Below are 16,347 nucleotides of genomic sequence, written 5' to 3'. Positions count from 1 at the left end.
CCCCATCCCGTACGCCACCGCCGGCCCCGCACCACACCGCCTCGACACCGCCTCGACGACCAGCGCCCTCAGCGGCTGATTCCCCGGTCGCCGGTCTCGCCGTGCGGCACCAGATCGAGCTGCACCCGGTGCGTACCCACCCGGGTCGCGGATCCCCCGGCGCCCGCCTCCACCACCCCGAGCCGCAGCGAGAACCGTCCCTCTCCCGTACGGTGCAGCTCCACGGCGAACTCCAGGCTCACCTTCTCCACCCGGAACCGCCAGTCGCTCCCCTCCCCTTCCCGCTCCGCCTCCGCCAGCTCCCGCCGCACCTCGGCGATCGCGTCCGCCAGCCCCACCAGTTCGCCGTTCCCCGCTCCGGCTGCCATCAGCGAGCCCCCCTTCCGTCATGACTATGTGTCATTGAACCGTGCCAGAGTGTAGAGGGGGAGCCGCCCGTGGCGTTATCGTCAGCCGTCATGGGGGATCGCGCTGCCGCGGAGGGCAACGGCTGGCGGCTGCGGCTGCGCGCCGGCCGCCGGATCCTGGGTGCGGGCATCCTCATCGCCCCGGACCGGGCCCTGACCTCGGCGCACGCGCTGGACCGCACCGACGGCGAACTGACCGTCGACTACGTCGACTACGGGGGCACCGTCGAGCCCAGCCGCGCCCGCCCGCTGCCCAATTGCGTCAAGCCCCGGGGCACGGAACCGGCCGACGGCGACGTAGCGCTGCTGTCCCTCGACCCGCCCCGCGCCGCGGCCCGCCCGGCGCCGCTGCGCCGCATCCCCCACTACACCGGCGCGAAAGTGCGCATCGGCGGCTTCCCCGAGAAGAACGACGAGGGGTTATGGGTACGCGCCGAGGTGGACGGCCCGTACGGCACCTGGTGGCAACTCACCCCGGAGACCCCGGCGATGGTCCTCGACAAGGGCTTCAGCGGCGCGGGGGTCGCGAGCGCCCAGCTGGACCAGGTCTCGCCGGAACCGCTGCCCGAGGTCCTGGGCATGGTCGTCAGCCGGTTCTACGACGACGAGAAGAAGGTGCCGCTGTTCCAGAGGCGCCACGGGCACATGATCCCGCTGGACCGCATCGCGGAGCTGCTGCCCGAGGTCGCCCGGCTCCTCGACGGCCCCGCCCCGCGCGACCCCGCGCTGTCCGCCGTCGTCCCGGCGCGCCCCGGCACCGGGGCGGACGCCGGGCTCGCCGCGCAGCTCGCCGAGTGGGCCGCGGGCTCCGGCCCGCCGGTGGTGCTGGCCACCGCCCCCGAGGGCTCCGCGCAGGACCTCGCCTTCGCCGGGCTCGCCCCCGTCGACATCTCCCTGAACGCGGCCGGGCGCACCGCCGACGACCTCGCGGCCACGCTCGGCGCGCTGCTGCGGCTGCCGGAGCCGTACGGCAGCGCCTTCACCACGTGGCTGCGCGGCGACGGGCCGCGCCCCGTCCTGCGCGACTCCGGCCAGCGCCTCGACCTGCCGGTCAGGGTCGCCGTGGCCGGGGCCGACAGGTCGCGGGAGCTGGCGGCGGCCCTTCGGGTGCTGGCGCAACTCGCGGCGCTGGGCGTCCGGCTGCTGCTCGTGCTGCGCCGCCCGAGCGCCCAGACCGTCGCGGCGGCGGAGCGGTGCGTGGAGTGCCCGGCGCTGCACGCGTACGCCCGCGGCCTGGTCCGCAGGGTGATCGCGCTGGAGCGCGGCCGGCCCCCGCCGCGGGTGGCCAACGGCCGCAACGCCGCGCTCACCGCGCACGACTGCGCCCGCGACCCGGTCTCGGCCCTCCGCGACCTGACCGACCGGCTGCGCGCGGACATCGCCCGTCTGGAGGGCCGATCTTGAACGCCACGACCGTCACGACCGACGCGGACCCGGCCGGCGTACGGACCCGCTGCCCGCACCGGATGTTCTCCGGCGCCGACTGCGCCGGCGAACTGCTGCCCACCGGCTACTGCACGCGCTGCGGCCGGCACCGCGACGACCGGCCGCTGCCCGAGCCGGACGGCGGCCCGTCAAAGCCGCTGAACCCGGCAAAGCCGCTGAAGCTGCCGGAGCTGCCCGAGGAGGACGCGTACGCCTCCCTGATCCCCGAGAACAGGCCGCTGGCCTACGGCAAGCGCTGCGGCAACAAGGCGTGCGGCGCCCTGTTCGCACCGCCGCTGGTGGAGCCGCCGGTGCCCAACGAGGGCCACTGCCCGGCCTGCGGACACCTCTACTCGTTCGTGCCGCGGCTGCGCGAGGGGGACATGCTCGGCCAGTACCGGGTGCGCGGCTGCCTGGCCCACGGCGGCCAGGGCTGGGTCCACCTCGCCGAGAACACCCGGCTCGACGGCACCCTGGTCGCGGTCAAGGAGCTGCTGAACCGGCACGACGAGCAACTGGCCGAGCTGGCCGAGAGCGAGCGCCGCTACCTCATCGCGCTCGACCACCCCGACATCGTGCGGATCCTCGACTATCTGCACGAGGAGCGGGGCGGCACGGAACAGCCCATGAACTACATCGTCATGGAGTACGTCGGCAGCAGCACCCTGGAGAAGATCGTCACGGAGGTACGCCACGGCCGGCGCGGGCTCGACATAGAGGAGGTCGTCACCTACGGCTGCCGGATCCTCGACGCGCTCGACCACCTGCACCGGCGCAAAGAGCCCATCGGGCCGCTGGCCTACTGCGACATGAAGCCCTCCAACGTCATCCACTACCGGGACGGTCTGAAGGTCATCGACCTCGGCGGCGTCCGCCGCATCGGCGAACGCACCGCGCCCGCGCTCACCGAGGACTTCGCCGCCCCCGAGACCGACAGCACCGGACCGACCGTCGCGCACGACCTCCACACCGTCGGCCGTACGCTCCAGGAACTGGCCCGCTTCGCCGCCACCCACGGCATCCCCGGCACCGGCATCACCTCCTTCCAGCACGCGGTGCGGTGCGCCACGGCGCCGGATCCGGACGACCGGTTCGCCTCCGCCGCCGAGATGAGCGAGCAGTTGCGCGGTGTGCTGCGGGAGATCCGGGCGCTGCGCGGCAAGAGCGACCGGCCCGAGCCCTCCGGCCTGTTCGAGCCGACCCGGCGGCTGCTCGACAACGGGCTCGGCTCGCTGCCGCAGCTCACCCGCTGGCTGGACCGCAAGACGCCGCGACGAGGCGCGCGGCCGGTGTCGGAGCCGCTTTCTGTGGGGCCGCCGCGGGCAGGGGACGTGGCGCTGGCCCTGCCGGTGCCGGGGCCGCATCCGCAGGACGAGCAGCGCAACCTGTTCCGGCTGTCGACGTACGACCCGGACCGCAAGCTGCACCAGCAGGAGGGCGAGCCGTCCGCGGAGATCTGCTTCCACAACGTGCGGCTGCACCTGCGGAAGCTGACGGTGCCGGCGCTGGCAAAGGCGGTGAAGGAGCTGGCCGAGGCGCGGCGGATCCTGAAGGACAGCCCGTACCGGGCCCCGTACCGGGCCTGGCAACTGGAGTGGTACGAGGGCCTGCTGGAGCTGGTAGGTGCCCAGACCGCCGCGGACAGGGCCAGGGCCGGGACCGGAGCCGCAGCCGCAGCCGCAGCCGGAGCCGGAGCCGCGGAGCAGACCGGGGAAGGGACTGGGGAAGGGGCCGGGGACGAAACCGAGCCCGGGGCCGGGGGCGAAGAGGCCGCCACCCCGGAGGGTGAAGGGGACGCGGCCGACGAGGTGTCACCCGAAGAGGCGGCGCTGAGCCGGGCATACGGCCACTTCGAGGCGGTCTACCGGCGGCTGCCCGGCGAGTACGCGCCCAAAATGGCCCTCGGCTACTGCGCCGAGCGGCTGGCCGCGGCCGACCGGCCCGCGGCGGCCGGCCGCACTCCGCAGGAGCTGCACCAGGCCGCGACCGACCACTACCTCACCGTCTGGTCGCGCAACCGCATGCAGGGCAACGGTGCCTTCGGGCTTGCCCGGCTGGCACTGGCCCGCGGCAGCCGGGCCGACGCGGTGAAGGCGCTGGAGAACATGCCGGAGGACTCCCCCGACCACGCCGCCGCGTGGATCGCGGCCATGCGGGTCTCGGCCGCGCGGCTGGCACCGGAAGGACCGGCGCTGCCGTCGCTGCGGGAGATCGGCGAGGCCCGCAAGCGGCTGGCCCTCGCCGCGGACACCAGGAGCAAGGCGCCCCTGCATCTGGCGCAGGAGCACGGACTGCTGCTGGAGGCGGAGCTTCTGGAGTGGGCGCTGGACCTGGTCACGGGGGACGGCGCGGGCAGTACTAAGGACACAGACGACGCGGGCGGTACGGCCGACGGAGGCGGCGACGGCTTCCCGTACGACGAGCTGTTCGGCGTCACGTACCGCCCCCGCGGCGGCGAACGCCCCCTCCCCCGCCTCCTGCCGGCCCGCAGGACCGCCCGCCGCGACTCCCCCGAGTGGCGCATCCGGCTGCTGCTCGCGGCCTGCTACCGGAAGCTGTCCCGGCACTGCCGGGACGGCGACCGCGCGAAGCTCGTCGAGCTGCACAACGCGGTCCGCCCGCCCACCGTTTCCTGACCCGCCGTCCCGACTGGAGGCGAACCCGATGGACACGCTGCGGTTCGGCGTCACGCTCGCGGACGCCGCGGAGGCGCGGCACCGGCTGCGCGCGGATGTCGCCGCGCACACCGTCGACACCACCGTGGAGGTCACCGCCGAGGCCGCGGGCGGGCCGGCGCCGGTGCCCGCGGACACCGGCGTCATCGTGGCGCTGGACTTCGCGCCGGACCGGGTGGACGAGACCCGGAAGGCGGTCGCCGCCGCGATCGCGGCGCTGCCCGACGGCGCGTCGTTCGCCGTGCTGCACGGCGGCGGAGCACCGCGGGTCTGCTATCCGTACGACACGAGCGAGGTGTGGGCGCGCGCGGACGGACTCAGCCGGCGGACCGCGCAGTTCGCGGCCGGGCAGATGCTGCCCGCCGAGACCGCCGGCGGCGCGGCCGGCGGGCCCGGCGGCTACGCGGCCTGGCTCGACGCGGCCCGCGCGCACCTCGCCCGCGAGCCGCGGCGGATCGCCCACCTGCTCATGATCACCGACGGCCGCGGCCACGACGACGGCCGCCTCGACGCCGCGATCGACGCCTGCGTCGGCGTGTTGACGTGCGACGTCATCGGCGTCGGCGGCGACTGGGAGCCGGCGCCGCTGACCGCTCTCGCGACCCGGCTGCACGGCAGGGCCGAACTGGCGGAGGACGCCGGGCCGCTGGCCGACCGGCTCACGGAGATCGCCGGCCGGCTGCGCTCGACCCGGATGCCGGCGGTGCCGGTCGAGGTGCGGCTGCGCACCGGCGTGACGTTGCGGTCCTTCCGCGAGGCGGCGCCGGTCAGCCGGGAACTGCGGCCCGACCCGGCGCCGGCGGGCGCCGACCCGTGGCGGCACGTCTTCACCACCCGCCTGTGGGACGCCGGCGTCCGCCGCTACATCCTGTCGGTCGAGGTGCGCCCGGACGGCGACCCGGCGGCCGGGCGGGACGCCGACCTGCTGGCCGCCGACCTGCTGCTGGCCCAGGTCGCGCTGGGGCCGGGGCTCGCGGCGCTGCCGGAGCGGGCGACGGCGGCGACGGTGCTGGTGCGCTGGTCGTACGACTCCTCCCCCGCCGGGGTACGGGCCCGCGGCACCACGGCCACGTACCGGCTGCGCGACCGTCTCGCCGACGCCTTCAACGCGGGCTGCACCGCCTACTCCCGCGGCGACATGCCCGAGGCGAAGGCGAAGCTGGGCGAGGCGGCGAAGCTCGCGTACGTGCTCAAGGACCGGCACTTCCTCGACCACGACCTGAACCGGATCGCCGAGGTGCTCGACGCGCGCAACGGCGTCGTACGGGTACGGACCGGCGCGACCGTCGACCAGACGGCGCTGCTGCGCAGCCGGCTCTCCCGCGGGCAGCACCGGCCGCTGGACGTCCCCCTGGCGGCGGCGCCCGCCGGCGTCCCCTGCCCCGACCCGGCCTGCACCCGGCTCTCCACCGTCGCCGCCGCCTTCTGCGTCGCCTGCGGCGCCCGGCTCGCGTCCGCCGGGAGCCCGCGGTGAGAGCGCGGCTGCGGCAACTGGTCCGCTCGCTGCTGTTCCCGAGGTCCGTCAAGTACCGGCTGCTGCGGCACCTGTCGGCGGTGCTCGTGCTCGGCGCGATCGGCAGCACCGCGCTGCTCGTGTCGTACGACAGCGTGCACCGGGTGCCCGCGGAGCTCCAGGCGCGTTCGGTGCTCGCGGTGCAGGACGCGGTGGCGGTGCGCACGGCGCTGCTGGAGGCGGACAAGCAGGCGCACCGCAGTTACGTGGACGGCCTCATGGACACCGTGGGCCCCGGCGAGGGGTACAAGCAGCAGAGCAGTGCCGCCGACCAGGCGCTGTCCCGGCTGTCGGACCGGCAGATCGACGGCGACCGCGGCGAGCGGGCCGTCGAGGTCATGAACGAGCTCCACAACTCGTACCAGTACGCGATCAGCGAGGCCGCCTGGCACTACACCGGTAAGGAGAACCGGCTGATGCGGGAGCAGAAGCTGTACGAGGCCGCGACGGAGCTCAAGCGCGACGGCACGGGCATCCTGCCGCGGCTCGCCGAACTCCAGGACCACCAGCTCGCGCAGATCCGGGACGAGACGGACGTGAGCGCGGCCGAGAAGGCGGGCTGGGTCGTCGCGGTGGCGGCGCTGCTGGTGCTGGGGCTCGTGGTGGGGCTGGCCTGGCGGCTGCTGTGGCGGCGGTGCGGGCGGCTGTTCAGCGGCTGGCTGGCCGCGGCCCTGGTGCTCGTCGGCGTCCTGGCCACGGTGCCGCTCGCGGCGACCGACGACACCCAGGACAAGCTGGACGCCGTCCACACCACCCTGGTGCGCCTCGACGGCGCCGGCGAGCAGGGCCGCATCGACGCCGACGCCGCGGCCGTCCGCGACACGATCGCGTCCACCTCGACGGCCGCCCGCGCGTTGCCGTGGCTCGCGGCGGGCTGCGGGCTGGCCGTCGTCTGCGCCGCCGGCGGACTGCTCTGGCGGCTCTACGCCGACTACGGAAGGGACTGACCGTGCTCGGGACCCCCCGCCGGGCCTTCACGGCGACCGCCCTCGCGGCCGTCCTCGCGGCCGTCCTCGCCGGCTGCGTCGGCGGCCAGCCGCCCGTCGACGAGGCGGCGGACCGGCCGGTCACGGTGCTCGGGCCGTGGACCGGCACGCAGGAGGAGACCTTCGAGGAGCTGCTGGAGAGCGAGGGCTTCGACTACGTCTACCAGGGCACCGCCGCCCAGCGCGAGGTGCTGCTCTCCCAGGTGCAGGCCGGCACCCCGCCCGACATCGTGATCATGCCGGGGCCTGGCGAGCTGGCCGCGTACGCCGCCGATGACCTGCTGGAGCCCCTGGACGGGCGGGACCTGTACGAGCCCGCGCACTACGACGCCCCGTGGACGCCGCGGGCCACCGGACAGCCCGGCGGGCGCGTGTACTGGGTGCCGGTGCGGGCGGCGCTGAAGAGCATCGTCTGGTACCGGGCGGCGAACGGCAGGCCGGAGTCCGTCGGGGTACGGGAGTGGTGCGTGGGCATGGGCGACGACGGCGCCGCCGGCTGGCCGGCGAGCGACTGGATCGAGGACCTGGTGCTGCAACGCGCCGGCCCGCGGACGTACGCGCGCTGGGCACGCGGCGAACTGGAGTGGACGGCGGAGCCCGTCGTACGGGCCTGGCGGGCCTGGGGCGGGCTGATGAAGTCGGACGGCGCCGGGCCGCCGCGCTGGGCGCTGCTCAACGACCACCGGGGCGCCCCCGGCGAGCGGGGGCTGCTGTTCGGCGGGCGGACGGAGACCGACGAGCGGTGTGTGGCGGAGCACCAGGGCTCGTTCGCCCGCGACCTGTACGGGGATGCCGCCGGCCGGGCGGACTACGCGCCTTCGACCCCGTACCTGCCGGATACGACGGTGGCGCGCGGGCGGGAGGTGAGCGGGGACTTCGCGGCGCTCTTCGACGACCGGCCCAAGGTCCGGGAGGTGTTCCGGTTCCTCGCCTCCCACCAGGGGCAGCGGGCCTGGTCCGCCGCCTCGAAGTCGCCGGTGTACAGCGCCAGCTCCGCGCGGGGCGCGCCGCGTCCGGCGGATCCGGTGACGCTCAGGATCGTCCACGACCTGCAGGACACCGCCCTGCCGCGCTGCCTGGACGCCTCCGACGTGATGCCGCCGGCGGTGCGCGACGCGTTCTACGACGGCGCGCTGCAGTACCTCGCCGCGGACGGCCTCGATCCGCGGCGGTGGCTGCGCGACATCCAGCAGGTGCAGGAGCTGGAGAAGCAGCGGCCGTGGATGACGGGCATCTGCGGCTGACGGCCCCCCGGGCGCGCCCGCCCCCGTCCCGTACCGACCGCCAACTGCGTCCCGTACCGACCGCCAACCGCGTCCCGTACCGACCGCCAACTGCACTACGGGGTACCCCGCCCCTCCCGAAGCCGGCGCTCCGCCGCTAGGGTCGGCCCATGTCCGCCGCGATCTCCGCCCAGGACCTGCGCAAACGCTACGGCGACGTACACGCGGTCGACGGCGTGACCTTCGACGTCCGCGAGGGCGAGTTCTTCGGGCTGCTGGGGCCGAACGGCGCCGGCAAGACCACCACCCTGGAGATGGTCGAGGGCCTGCGCCGCCCCGACGAGGGCCGCGCGCTGCTGTTCGGCGAGCCGTCCTGGCCGCGCAACCCGGCGCTGCTGCGGCGCATGGGCGTCCAGCTCCAGGCGTCGGCGTTCTTCGAGAAGCTGACCGCCCGCGAGCAGATCCGCACCTTCGCCTCCCTCTACGGCGTGACCGACGAACGCGCCGACGCGATGCTCGCCGAGGTCGGCCTCACCGAGAAGGCCGGCACCCGCGAGGACAAGCTCTCCGGCGGCCAGGCACAGCGGCTGTCGATCGCCTGCGCGCTGGTGCACGACCCCGAGCTGGTCTTCCTCGACGAACCGACCACCGGCCTGGACCCGCAGGCCCGGCGCAACCTGTGGGACCTGCTGCGCGGCATCAACGCGGCGGGCCGCACGGTCGTCCTCACCACGCACTACATGGACGAGGCCGAGGTGCTCTGCGACCGCGTGGCGGTCATGGACGCCGGCCGCATCCTGCGGGTCGGGCCGCCCGCCGAACTGGCCGCGGAGCTGGAAGTGGACTCGCTGGAGGACGTGTTCCTGCAGTTGACCGGGCGGGAGTACCGCGAGTGAAGCCGTTCGTCAGCCTGGCGAAGGCCATGGCGCTGGGACTGCTGCGCGACCGCGCCGCCGTGTTCTTCATCCTGGTCTTCCCACTGATGTTCCTCGCCCTGTTCGGCGTGCTCTTCAAGGACGCGGGTGTTTCCCGCGCCACGGTCGTGCAGGTGGGCGCCGTCGAGGTCTTCGACGAGATGCCGGCGAAGCAGCGCGCGGACCTCGACGACGTCCTGAAGATCGAGAAGTCGGGCGACCGGCCGGAGGCGCTGGAGAAGGTACGCGACGGCGACGCCGACGCCGCCGTGTGGGAGGAGCCCGGCGGCACGGTCCAGATGCGCGTCTCGGCCGCCGACCCGGTGCAGGCGGGCAGCGTCGGCGGAGTGCTGCGGTCCGTCGTGGACCAGGCCAGCATCGCGGCGACCGGACAGCCGCCCGCGTACACGCTCAACGGCGGTCAGGTCGAGGACGAGTCGCTGGAGGCCATCCAGTACTTCACCCCCGGGCTGCTGGGCTGGGCGGTGGCGATGGGCGGGGTGTTCAGCGCCGCCCTCGGGCTGGTCAACTGGCGCAAGAAGCGCATCCTGCGGCGGCTGTGGCTGGCACCGGTACGCGCCGGCCCGGTGATCTCCGCCCGCCTCGGCGTCAACATGCTGCTGGCCTTCGGCCAGACCGCCGTCTTCCTGCTGGTGGCGACGCTGCCGTACTACGGGCTGAAGCTGACCGGCGACTGGTGGCTGGTGATCCCGCTGGTGTCCTGCGGCAGCATCGCGTTCATGTCGATCGGCTTCGCGATCGGCGCGTGGGCGAAGACCGAGGACGCCGCCAACGGACTCGCGCAGATCGTCGTGCTGCCGATGGCGTTCCTGTCCGGGTCGTTCTTCCCGCTCGACGAGGCACCGCCGTGGGTGCGGACGATCTCGGCGGCGCTGCCGCTCAAGCACCTGGTGCAGGCGGTGCAGGACGTGCTCACGCGCGGCGGAAGCTGGTCGGACGCGCTGCCGACGATGGGGGTGCTGCTGCTGACGGCGGCGGTGTTCACGGCACTGGCGCACCGGCTGTTCCGCTGGGACGCGACGTAGGACCCGGGCTCTCGGGCTCTCGGGTAGCGGCGGCCCGGGATGCAGATGTGTGCAGCCTGGCCGAGAATGGTTACCGGGGTGTCAAGCAAGGAACTGCGAGTCCTTTCTCATGAGAGGAAGCAGCGGCATGAGAATAAAGGAAGTTGACCGAAGCCAGCTCGCGAAGAACACCAAGGAATACGGCGACTTGCTGGCGAGCGATGAAGACTGGTTCGCGCGCACAGCCAAGGATGTGAAGCGCCTGCGCGAAGGCCGTCACAGCCCGCTGGCAAATCTCAGTCACGAGGACTTCGAGAAGTTCCTCGACGGCCTCGTCTTCCGTGGTGGCGGGATGGTTGCCGGAAGCTACAAACCACTGATGACGCTCCCTCTGACGCAGATCTTCGAGGTCTTCGAAGGCTTTGGGATAAGCCGGCAACTCCTCGCGGAGGAGCCGATGGAGAGGGAGGGATGCGACGTCCACCTGGAGTGCCGTGAGATTGCGCCCGGAGTCTGCGAGTTCGACTTCTGGAGTTACTGCGTCCATCCCCCGTCGAGGTAGACGCGAACAGAGAGACGACCGGGCTGCCGCACCCAGGCCGCGCGGTTAAACCCCGCAGCCCGGCATCCCCGAAATCCCCGAAAAACGGCGCCCGCTCGTCACCGAGCACTTTGCACCGCACGGAACCGAGAACCCTGCACCGCGCGCGTCACACGTCCCCCACACTCCCGCCCAAGGGTATGCGGCTGCACTGACAACGCGGACTTGCTGGCCGATCGGGCGCCCCGGGGGTGCGGTTGTGGCTACGGGCTGTGGGGTGGGCCGCGTCCGGGGGTACGGCGCCGGGGTGGCGGAATCGGGGGCGTTTCCGGCCGACGGGGGGCGAGGGCCCGGCGCGGGGCGGGGCCCGCGAGCCCACACCAACCCCAGGGGTGACGCCCACCCAGCCACAACCTTGCCGCGACCACCCGGCAGCCCCCAAGTGCACGCCAGGCGGACAAACTCTGGGTAACCCTCAAGCCAAACGCGGGCAAATCGCCCACGTGGCCCGAGTTTTGCTCAACGAGACGCACCCCACCCAGCCGGAGGCCGACACGGCCCCGACGGTCCCGGCCCTCTGCGCAGCTCGGTGTCAGTGGCGTCTGCGACCGTGTGCCTCGTGGATGAACTCGTGGAACGCGTCGATGCCCAGGACCACGTGCTGGGCGTGGTCAGTCGGCGGGAGGCCGTTCGGGAGGGCTGGTTGCACCGGGTCGGCGTCGCGGTGTGCCGCGACGGGCAAGGCCGCTTTCTCGTCCATCGGCGTGCCGCGCAGTTGTCCCGTTTCCCAGGGCACTACGAACTCGGCGTCGGAGGCGCCGCGGCAGTCGGCGAGTCCTACGAGCAGGCCGCTGCCCGCGAGCTCCGTGAGGAGCTGGGGGTGCAGGCGGCCGTGCGCCTTCGGTTCACGTTCCTCAACCGGGGCGGGCTCAGCCCCCACTGGCTCGGCGTGTGCGACGCCGTGCTTCCGGAGACCGGCGCCACCGACCCCGCAGAGGTGGCCTGGCACGGGTGGCTGACCGAGCCCGAGCTGCGGCGGGCCCTGCGGCAGTGGACCTTCACTCCTGACAGTCAGGAGATATTCGATCGCCATGGACGGTGACCACGTCCACGCCGTCACCCGCAAGCCCCGCGGCCCGGCCTCACCGGCCCCTTCGCCAGCCGCCCCCTCGCCAGCCGCTTCACCGACCCCCTCGCCGGCTGCTCAGCCCGCTCTCCCGGCCCAGCCCAGGTCCTACGCCTTCGGTCCTCCGCCAGGCGGGATGAGACGATGGCAGGGATGAGCGAGAATCCAGAGGGGCAGCCGCCAGCCACGTTCTACGAGCAGGTCGGCGGCGAAGAGACGTTCCGCCGCCTCGTCCACCGGTTCTACGAGGGCGTGGCGGAGGATCCGCTGCTGCGCCCGATGTACCCCGAGGAGGACCTCGGCCCGGCCGAGGAGCGGCTGCGGCTGTTCCTCATCCAGTACTGGGGCGGCCCGCGTACGTACGGCGAGAGGCGCGGTCACCCGCGGCTGCGCATGCGGCACGTGCCGTTCGCCGTGGACCGCGCGGCGCACGACGCCTGGCTGCGCCACATGCGTACGGCGGTGAACGAGCTGAAGCTGCCCGCGGCGCAGGAGAAGCAGCTCTGGGACTACCTCGTGTACGCGGCGGCCTCGATGATCAACACCCCCGGCTGACCGGCGAGTTCGCTCCACGGCCGGGGCGGCGACCCGGTCACGATCAGATCAAATTCCCCTGTCACTCGCTACCACGTGCGAACGCGTTCTGACAGCATCCAGACAGTTTGACGGTGATGTCTGGGGGGATCGTGACGGGCTTCGTGCTGCTGCGGGCGCGCGCTCACCGGCTGCTCCTCGCCGCGGCTCTGCTCGCCGTCCTCCTCACCACCACCGTGCTGGCCACGCTCGCCGCCTTCTCCGGCACCGTCGGCGACGCCGCGCTGCGGCGCACGCTGGCCGGTGACGCGGCGGCCGACGCGGCGCTCACCCTGGACGTGCCGTATCTGACGGGAGAGGACCGCGCGGCGGCGGCCGAGGCCGTCGAGGACAACGCGCGCACGGCCTTCGCGGGGCTGCCGGTACGGGTCCAGAGCCTGGACCGCTCCGGGCCGTACGAGCTGCCGCGCCGGCTCCAGCCGCCGGCGGCGCGCGCCGGGGAGGACCCGGACCTGACGCATCTGGGGGTGCTGGAGCGGTCGGAGGTCGCGCTGGCGGCGGGCCGCTGGCCGGGGGCGGCAGACAACGAGCGGGCCGCTTCGGACGTTACGGATACCTCCGGCTCCGGGAAGACTGCCGGCTCCGGGAAGACTGCGGGCTCCTCGGACACCCAGGACGGCAGCAGCGTCCAGGTCGCCGTCCCGCAGATCGCCGCCGACCGGCTCGGCCTCGCCCCCGGCGACACCCTCACCCTCGCCGGCCGCGGCGACGACCCTCCGCTGCCCGTCGAGATCACCGGCGTCTACCGCCCCCGCGACCGCGACGCCCCCTACTGGCTCGCCGACGAACTCCGCGGCAAGGGCGTCCAGCAGGGCGGCTACACCACCTACGGACCGCTGCTCGCCGACCCCGGCTCCTTCGCCTCCGGCCGCGTGGCGCAGGCCGCGGGCGCGTGGGTGCTGCGCGGCGACTTCGACGAGATGACCGCCGACCGCTCGGACGCCCTGCGCGCCTCGGTGAAGAAAGCTTCCGGCGCGCTCGCGGACGAGCCGGTCTTCGACGGCCGCGCGGTGGCCGGCACCCGGCTGCCGCAGCTCCTGGACGGCACCGAACGGGCCCTGCTCGTCAGCCGGTCGACGCTGCTGATCGTCGCCCTCCAGCTCGTGCTGCTCGCCGGGTACGCGCTGATGCTCGTCGCCCGGCTGCTCGGCGCGGAGCGCCGCGGCGAGACGGACCTGCTGCGCGCCCGCGGCGGCTCGCGGCAGCGCGTCGGCGCGCTGACCGCCGCCGAGTCGCTGCTCCTCGCGCTGCCCGCCGCGATCGCCGCGCCGCTGCTCGCCGGGCCGCTGATCCGGCTGCTGTCCGCGCGGGGCCCGCTGGAGCGGGCCGGGCTCACCCCGGACGGCGCGGCGGGCAGCGGCACGTGGCTCGTGGCCGCCGGCTGCGCGTTGGGCTGTGCGGCGGCCGTCATCGCGCCGACGCTGCTGCGCGGCGGCGGCGGTGCCGCCGGCGAAGGAGTGCTGGCCGCGGGCCGTACGGTACGGGCCAGGCCGCTGCCCGCACCGCTGCGCGCGGGCGCCGACGGGGCGCTGCTGGTGGTGGCGGGGGTGGCGTACTGGCAGTTGGACCGGCAGACCTCCGGCAGCGGCGCGCTGAGCGGCGACCGCTCCGGCGCGCTGGGCATCGACCCGGTACTGGTCGCGGCGCCCGCGCTGGCGCTGCTGGCCGGCACGGTGCTGACGCTGCGCCTCCTGCCGCCGGTCGCCCGGCTCGCGGAGCGCCGCGCGGTGGCGGGGCGGGGGCTGCCCTCGGCGCTGGCCGGCTGGCAGTTGAGCCGCCGCCCGCTGCGGGGCGCGGGTCCCGTGCTGCTGCTGGTGCTGGCGGTGGCGATCGGGATGCTGGCGCTGGCGCAGGGCGCGTCGTGGAACCGTTCGCAGCGCGACCAGGCGGACTTCCACACGGGCACGGACGTACGGGTGCTGGGCACCCGGCTCCCGGAGCTGGGCCAGGGCGGCATGATGGAGCGCGTCGGGGGCGTGGCCGCCGCGGCACCGGCGGCCCGGTGGGGCATGAGCCTGTCGGGCGGGGGGTCGGCGGAGGTACTGGCCCTGGACACGTCCCGGGCCGCAGCGGGCCTGCGCCTGCGGCCGGACCTGGCGGACGGCACGGAGGGCGCGGAACTGCTGCGCGGCTTGGCTCCGCCAGGGGCCGCGGTGGACGACGGACCGGGCCGGGCGGACGGAGCGGCGCCGGGCGCGGGTGCGGAAGGAGCGGGCGCGGACCCCGCCGCGGACCGCGCGGCCTGGCGCAGCCCCGCGGCGGGCGGCGGACCCGGCCCACCGGACCGAGCGGGCCCGGACACGGGGCGCGCTGGCAACGCGGACTCCGCAGGCGCGCGGTGCGCGGGAAGCACGGCCTCGGTCGCGGACACCGCAGCCGGTCCGGTCCACCCGGCCGCGACCGCGGAGCGCACCGGCTCTGGAGCGGAGGCAGCGGACGTCGCGGAGGCCCGGGACGGAACGATGTCCTCGGCCGCACGCACGGAGCCCGCCGCCGGTGCCGGCGCCCGTGGCGGTGAGCTGGAGTTGCCCGGGGTGCCCGGGGAGGTGCGGGTTGTGGCGCGGCTCGGGGCCGATGCTGGTGCGGGCGGGGGTGCCGCGGTGACCGTGGTCGTCGAGGACCGGTACGGGGCCGCGTACGAGCTGCCCGCCGGCGACCTCCCCGCCGACGGCCGTACGCACACCCTCGCCGCCGACGTCGCCGCCGCCGCGGGCGCCCCGGACGGCCGGCCCGCGGGCCCGCTGCGGCTCACGGGGCTCCGGCTCGTACACCCGCAGCCGGGGGACGGCGGGGAGCGCCGGCTCGACGTCGAGCGGGTCGAGGTCGCCAAGCCCCTCGGCGACGGAGGCGAGGACTCCGACGGCTCCGGCGGCGTCCGGGAGGTGCCCGTGCCCGACGGGTTCACGTGGCACGCCCGCGCGGTCTCCGAGCCCGAGGCGCTGTACGACGAGACCCCGGCCGCGGTCGTCGACCGGCCCCGTACCCCCGAAGGCTCCGCCCTCTCGCTGCGCTACGAGACCGGCGACCAGGCCTTCGACCGCTGGACCGGCCCGCCGCTGGTCACCCTCACCGTCACCGCAGAACGCGGCCCGGCCCCGCCGCTGACCGCGCTGGCCACCGACAAGCTGCTCGCATCCACCGGCTCGGAGATCGGCGACACCCTCAGCGTCCCCGTCCCCGGCGGCAGCCTGTCCGTGAAGATCACCGGCGCGCTGCGGGAGCTGCCGACCACCGGACCCGGCTCCCCCGCCGCCGTCGCGGAGCCGTCGCGGGCCCAGTTCGGCGGGGCGCTGCTCCTCGACCTGCCCACCGCCAACCGCGCGCTGACCCAGCGCGGCCTGGCCACGCTGCTGCCCTCCGAGTGGTGGCTGACGACACGGCCGGGCGAGACCGGCACCGCCGTCACCGCGCTGCGCGAACGCGCCGACACCGACCCCGGCAACGTCCTCGTCCGCGACGAACTCGCCGACGAACTCGGCACCGACCCGCTCGGCGCCGGGCCGCAGGCCGCGCTCGCCGCCACCGCCGTCGCCGCGGCGGTGCTGGCGGCGCTCGGCTTCGCCGTCAGCGCGGCGGCGTCCGTACGGGAACGCACCCGCGAGTTCGCCGTGCTGCGCGCACTCGGCGCCCCGCAGCGGCAGTTGGCCCGCACGTTCGCCGTCGAGCAGAGCGTGCTGATCACGCTCGCGCTGGCCGCCGGGATGCTGCTCGGCTGGGCGCTGGCCCGTGCCGTCATCCCGCTCATCACCCTCACCGGCCGGGCCGCGCAGCCGGTGCCGCCGGTGGTGGTGGAGCTGCCGGCGGGGTCCGTGGCGGGCCTGCTGGCGGCGGTCGCGGTGGTTCCCGTCCTCGTCACCGTGCTCGTCGCGCTGCGCCGCGGCGACCCGGCGACGGCACTGCGCCTGGGAAGCGAGTGAC

12 protein-coding genes are annotated in these 16,347 nt (G+C 74.8%); 11 read left to right on the top strand and 1 reads right to left on the bottom strand.

Going from position 1 to position 16,347, the window contains the following annotated elements; genetic code table 11:
* Positions 1 to 68: 68 nt before the first annotated feature.
* On the bottom strand, positions 69 to 368 hold the full coding sequence (locus tag B124_RS16635; protein WP_496503627.1) for a trypco2 family protein: 300 nt from the start codon (positions 366 to 368) through the stop codon (positions 69 to 71).
* A 90-nt stretch (positions 369 to 458) separates the two neighbouring features.
* Here B124_RS16635 and B124_RS16630 point away from each other — a divergent pair, with 90 nt between their 5' ends.
* The 11 genes from B124_RS16630 to B124_RS16580 all read left to right on the top strand — a co-directional run bounded on the left by B124_RS16630 (position 459) and on the right by B124_RS16580 (position 16,346).
* On the top strand, positions 459 to 1,811 hold the full coding sequence (locus B124_RS16630) for a trypsin-like peptidase domain-containing protein (RefSeq protein ID WP_496503626.1): 1,353 nt from the start codon (positions 459 to 461) through the stop codon (positions 1,809 to 1,811).
* A 62-nt stretch (positions 1,812 to 1,873) separates the two neighbouring features.
* Positions 1,874 to 4,468 carry a tetratricopeptide repeat protein gene (locus tag B124_RS16625; RefSeq protein ID WP_496503691.1) on the top strand — a complete coding sequence of 865 codons (2,595 nt, stop codon included), beginning with the start codon at positions 1,874 to 1,876 and terminating at the stop codon, positions 4,466 to 4,468.
* A 28-nt stretch (positions 4,469 to 4,496) separates the two neighbouring features.
* The gene (locus tag B124_RS16620; RefSeq protein ID WP_496503625.1) at positions 4,497 to 5,981 is read left to right on the top strand and encodes a vWA domain-containing protein; all 1,485 of its coding nucleotides are present in this window, start codon (positions 4,497 to 4,499) and stop codon (positions 5,979 to 5,981) included.
* Positions 5,978 to 6,967, top strand: a complete 990-nt coding sequence (locus tag B124_RS16615) for a GlnX family signal transduction membrane protein (RefSeq protein WP_496503624.1) — start codon at positions 5,978 to 5,980, stop codon at positions 6,965 to 6,967. The genes B124_RS16620 and B124_RS16615 overlap by 4 nt, the downstream gene beginning before the upstream one ends.
* Positions 6,968 to 6,969: 2 nt before the next feature.
* Positions 6,970 to 8,250: an extracellular solute-binding protein gene (locus tag B124_RS16610; RefSeq protein WP_496503623.1), complete on the top strand. Its 1,281-nt coding sequence runs from the start codon at positions 6,970 to 6,972 to the stop codon at positions 8,248 to 8,250.
* Positions 8,251 to 8,399: 149 nt separating this feature from the next.
* Positions 8,400 to 9,125, top strand: coding sequence for an ABC transporter ATP-binding protein (locus B124_RS16605; RefSeq protein ID WP_496503622.1), 726 nt, complete (start codon positions 8,400 to 8,402; stop codon positions 9,123 to 9,125).
* A complete protein-coding gene (locus tag B124_RS16600; protein ID WP_496503621.1) occupies positions 9,122 to 10,189 on the top strand; it encodes an ABC transporter permease in 1,068 nt (355 codons plus the stop codon). The genes B124_RS16605 and B124_RS16600 overlap by 4 nt, the downstream gene beginning before the upstream one ends.
* 127 nt (positions 10,190 to 10,316) lie before the next feature.
* Positions 10,317 to 10,730, top strand: coding sequence for a hypothetical protein (locus B124_RS16595; RefSeq protein WP_496503620.1), 414 nt, complete (start codon positions 10,317 to 10,319; stop codon positions 10,728 to 10,730).
* Between the two features lie 598 nt (positions 10,731 to 11,328).
* Positions 11,329 to 11,811 (top strand): NUDIX domain-containing protein, encoded by a 483-nt coding sequence (locus B124_RS16590; RefSeq protein WP_496503619.1) that lies wholly within the window; start codon positions 11,329 to 11,331, stop codon positions 11,809 to 11,811.
* A 177-nt stretch (positions 11,812 to 11,988) separates the two neighbouring features.
* Entirely contained in the window at positions 11,989 to 12,390 is a 402-nt protein-coding gene (locus B124_RS16585; protein WP_496503618.1) for a globin, read from the top strand.
* Positions 12,391 to 12,521: 131 nt separating this feature from the next.
* Positions 12,522 to 16,346 (top strand): FtsX-like permease family protein, encoded by a 3,825-nt coding sequence (locus B124_RS16580; RefSeq protein WP_496503690.1) that lies wholly within the window; start codon positions 12,522 to 12,524, stop codon positions 16,344 to 16,346.
* The last annotated feature ends 1 nt before the right edge of the window (position 16,347 follow it).

It is taken from the genome of Streptomyces sp. CNP082 (assembly GCF_059570535.1).
Note: the sequence above shows the minus strand (reverse complement) of the source record. Positions and strands in the feature narration are given on the sequence as shown.

Excerpts from the sequence above, each read along its gene's own strand:
- B124_RS16630 (WP_496503626.1), top strand. The coding sequence starts at position 459 with ATGGGGGATCGCGCTGCCGCGGAGGGCAACGGCTGGCGGCTGCGGCTG.
- B124_RS16625 (WP_496503691.1), top strand. The coding sequence starts at position 1,874 with ATGTTCTCCGGCGCCGACTGCGCCGGCGAACTGCTGCCCACCGGCTAC.
- B124_RS16605 (WP_496503622.1), top strand. The coding sequence starts at position 8,400 with ATGTCCGCCGCGATCTCCGCCCAGGACCTGCGCAAACGCTACGGCGAC.
- B124_RS16595 (WP_496503620.1), top strand. The coding sequence starts at position 10,317 with ATGAGAATAAAGGAAGTTGACCGAAGCCAGCTCGCGAAGAACACCAAG.
- B124_RS16585 (WP_496503618.1), top strand. The coding sequence starts at position 11,989 with ATGAGCGAGAATCCAGAGGGGCAGCCGCCAGCCACGTTCTACGAGCAG.
- B124_RS16620 (WP_496503625.1), top strand. The coding sequence starts at position 4,497 with ATGGACACGCTGCGGTTCGGCGTCACGCTCGCGGACGCCGCGGAGGCG.
- B124_RS16635 (WP_496503627.1), bottom strand. The coding sequence starts at position 368 with ATGGCAGCCGGAGCGGGGAACGGCGAACTGGTGGGGCTGGCGGACGCG.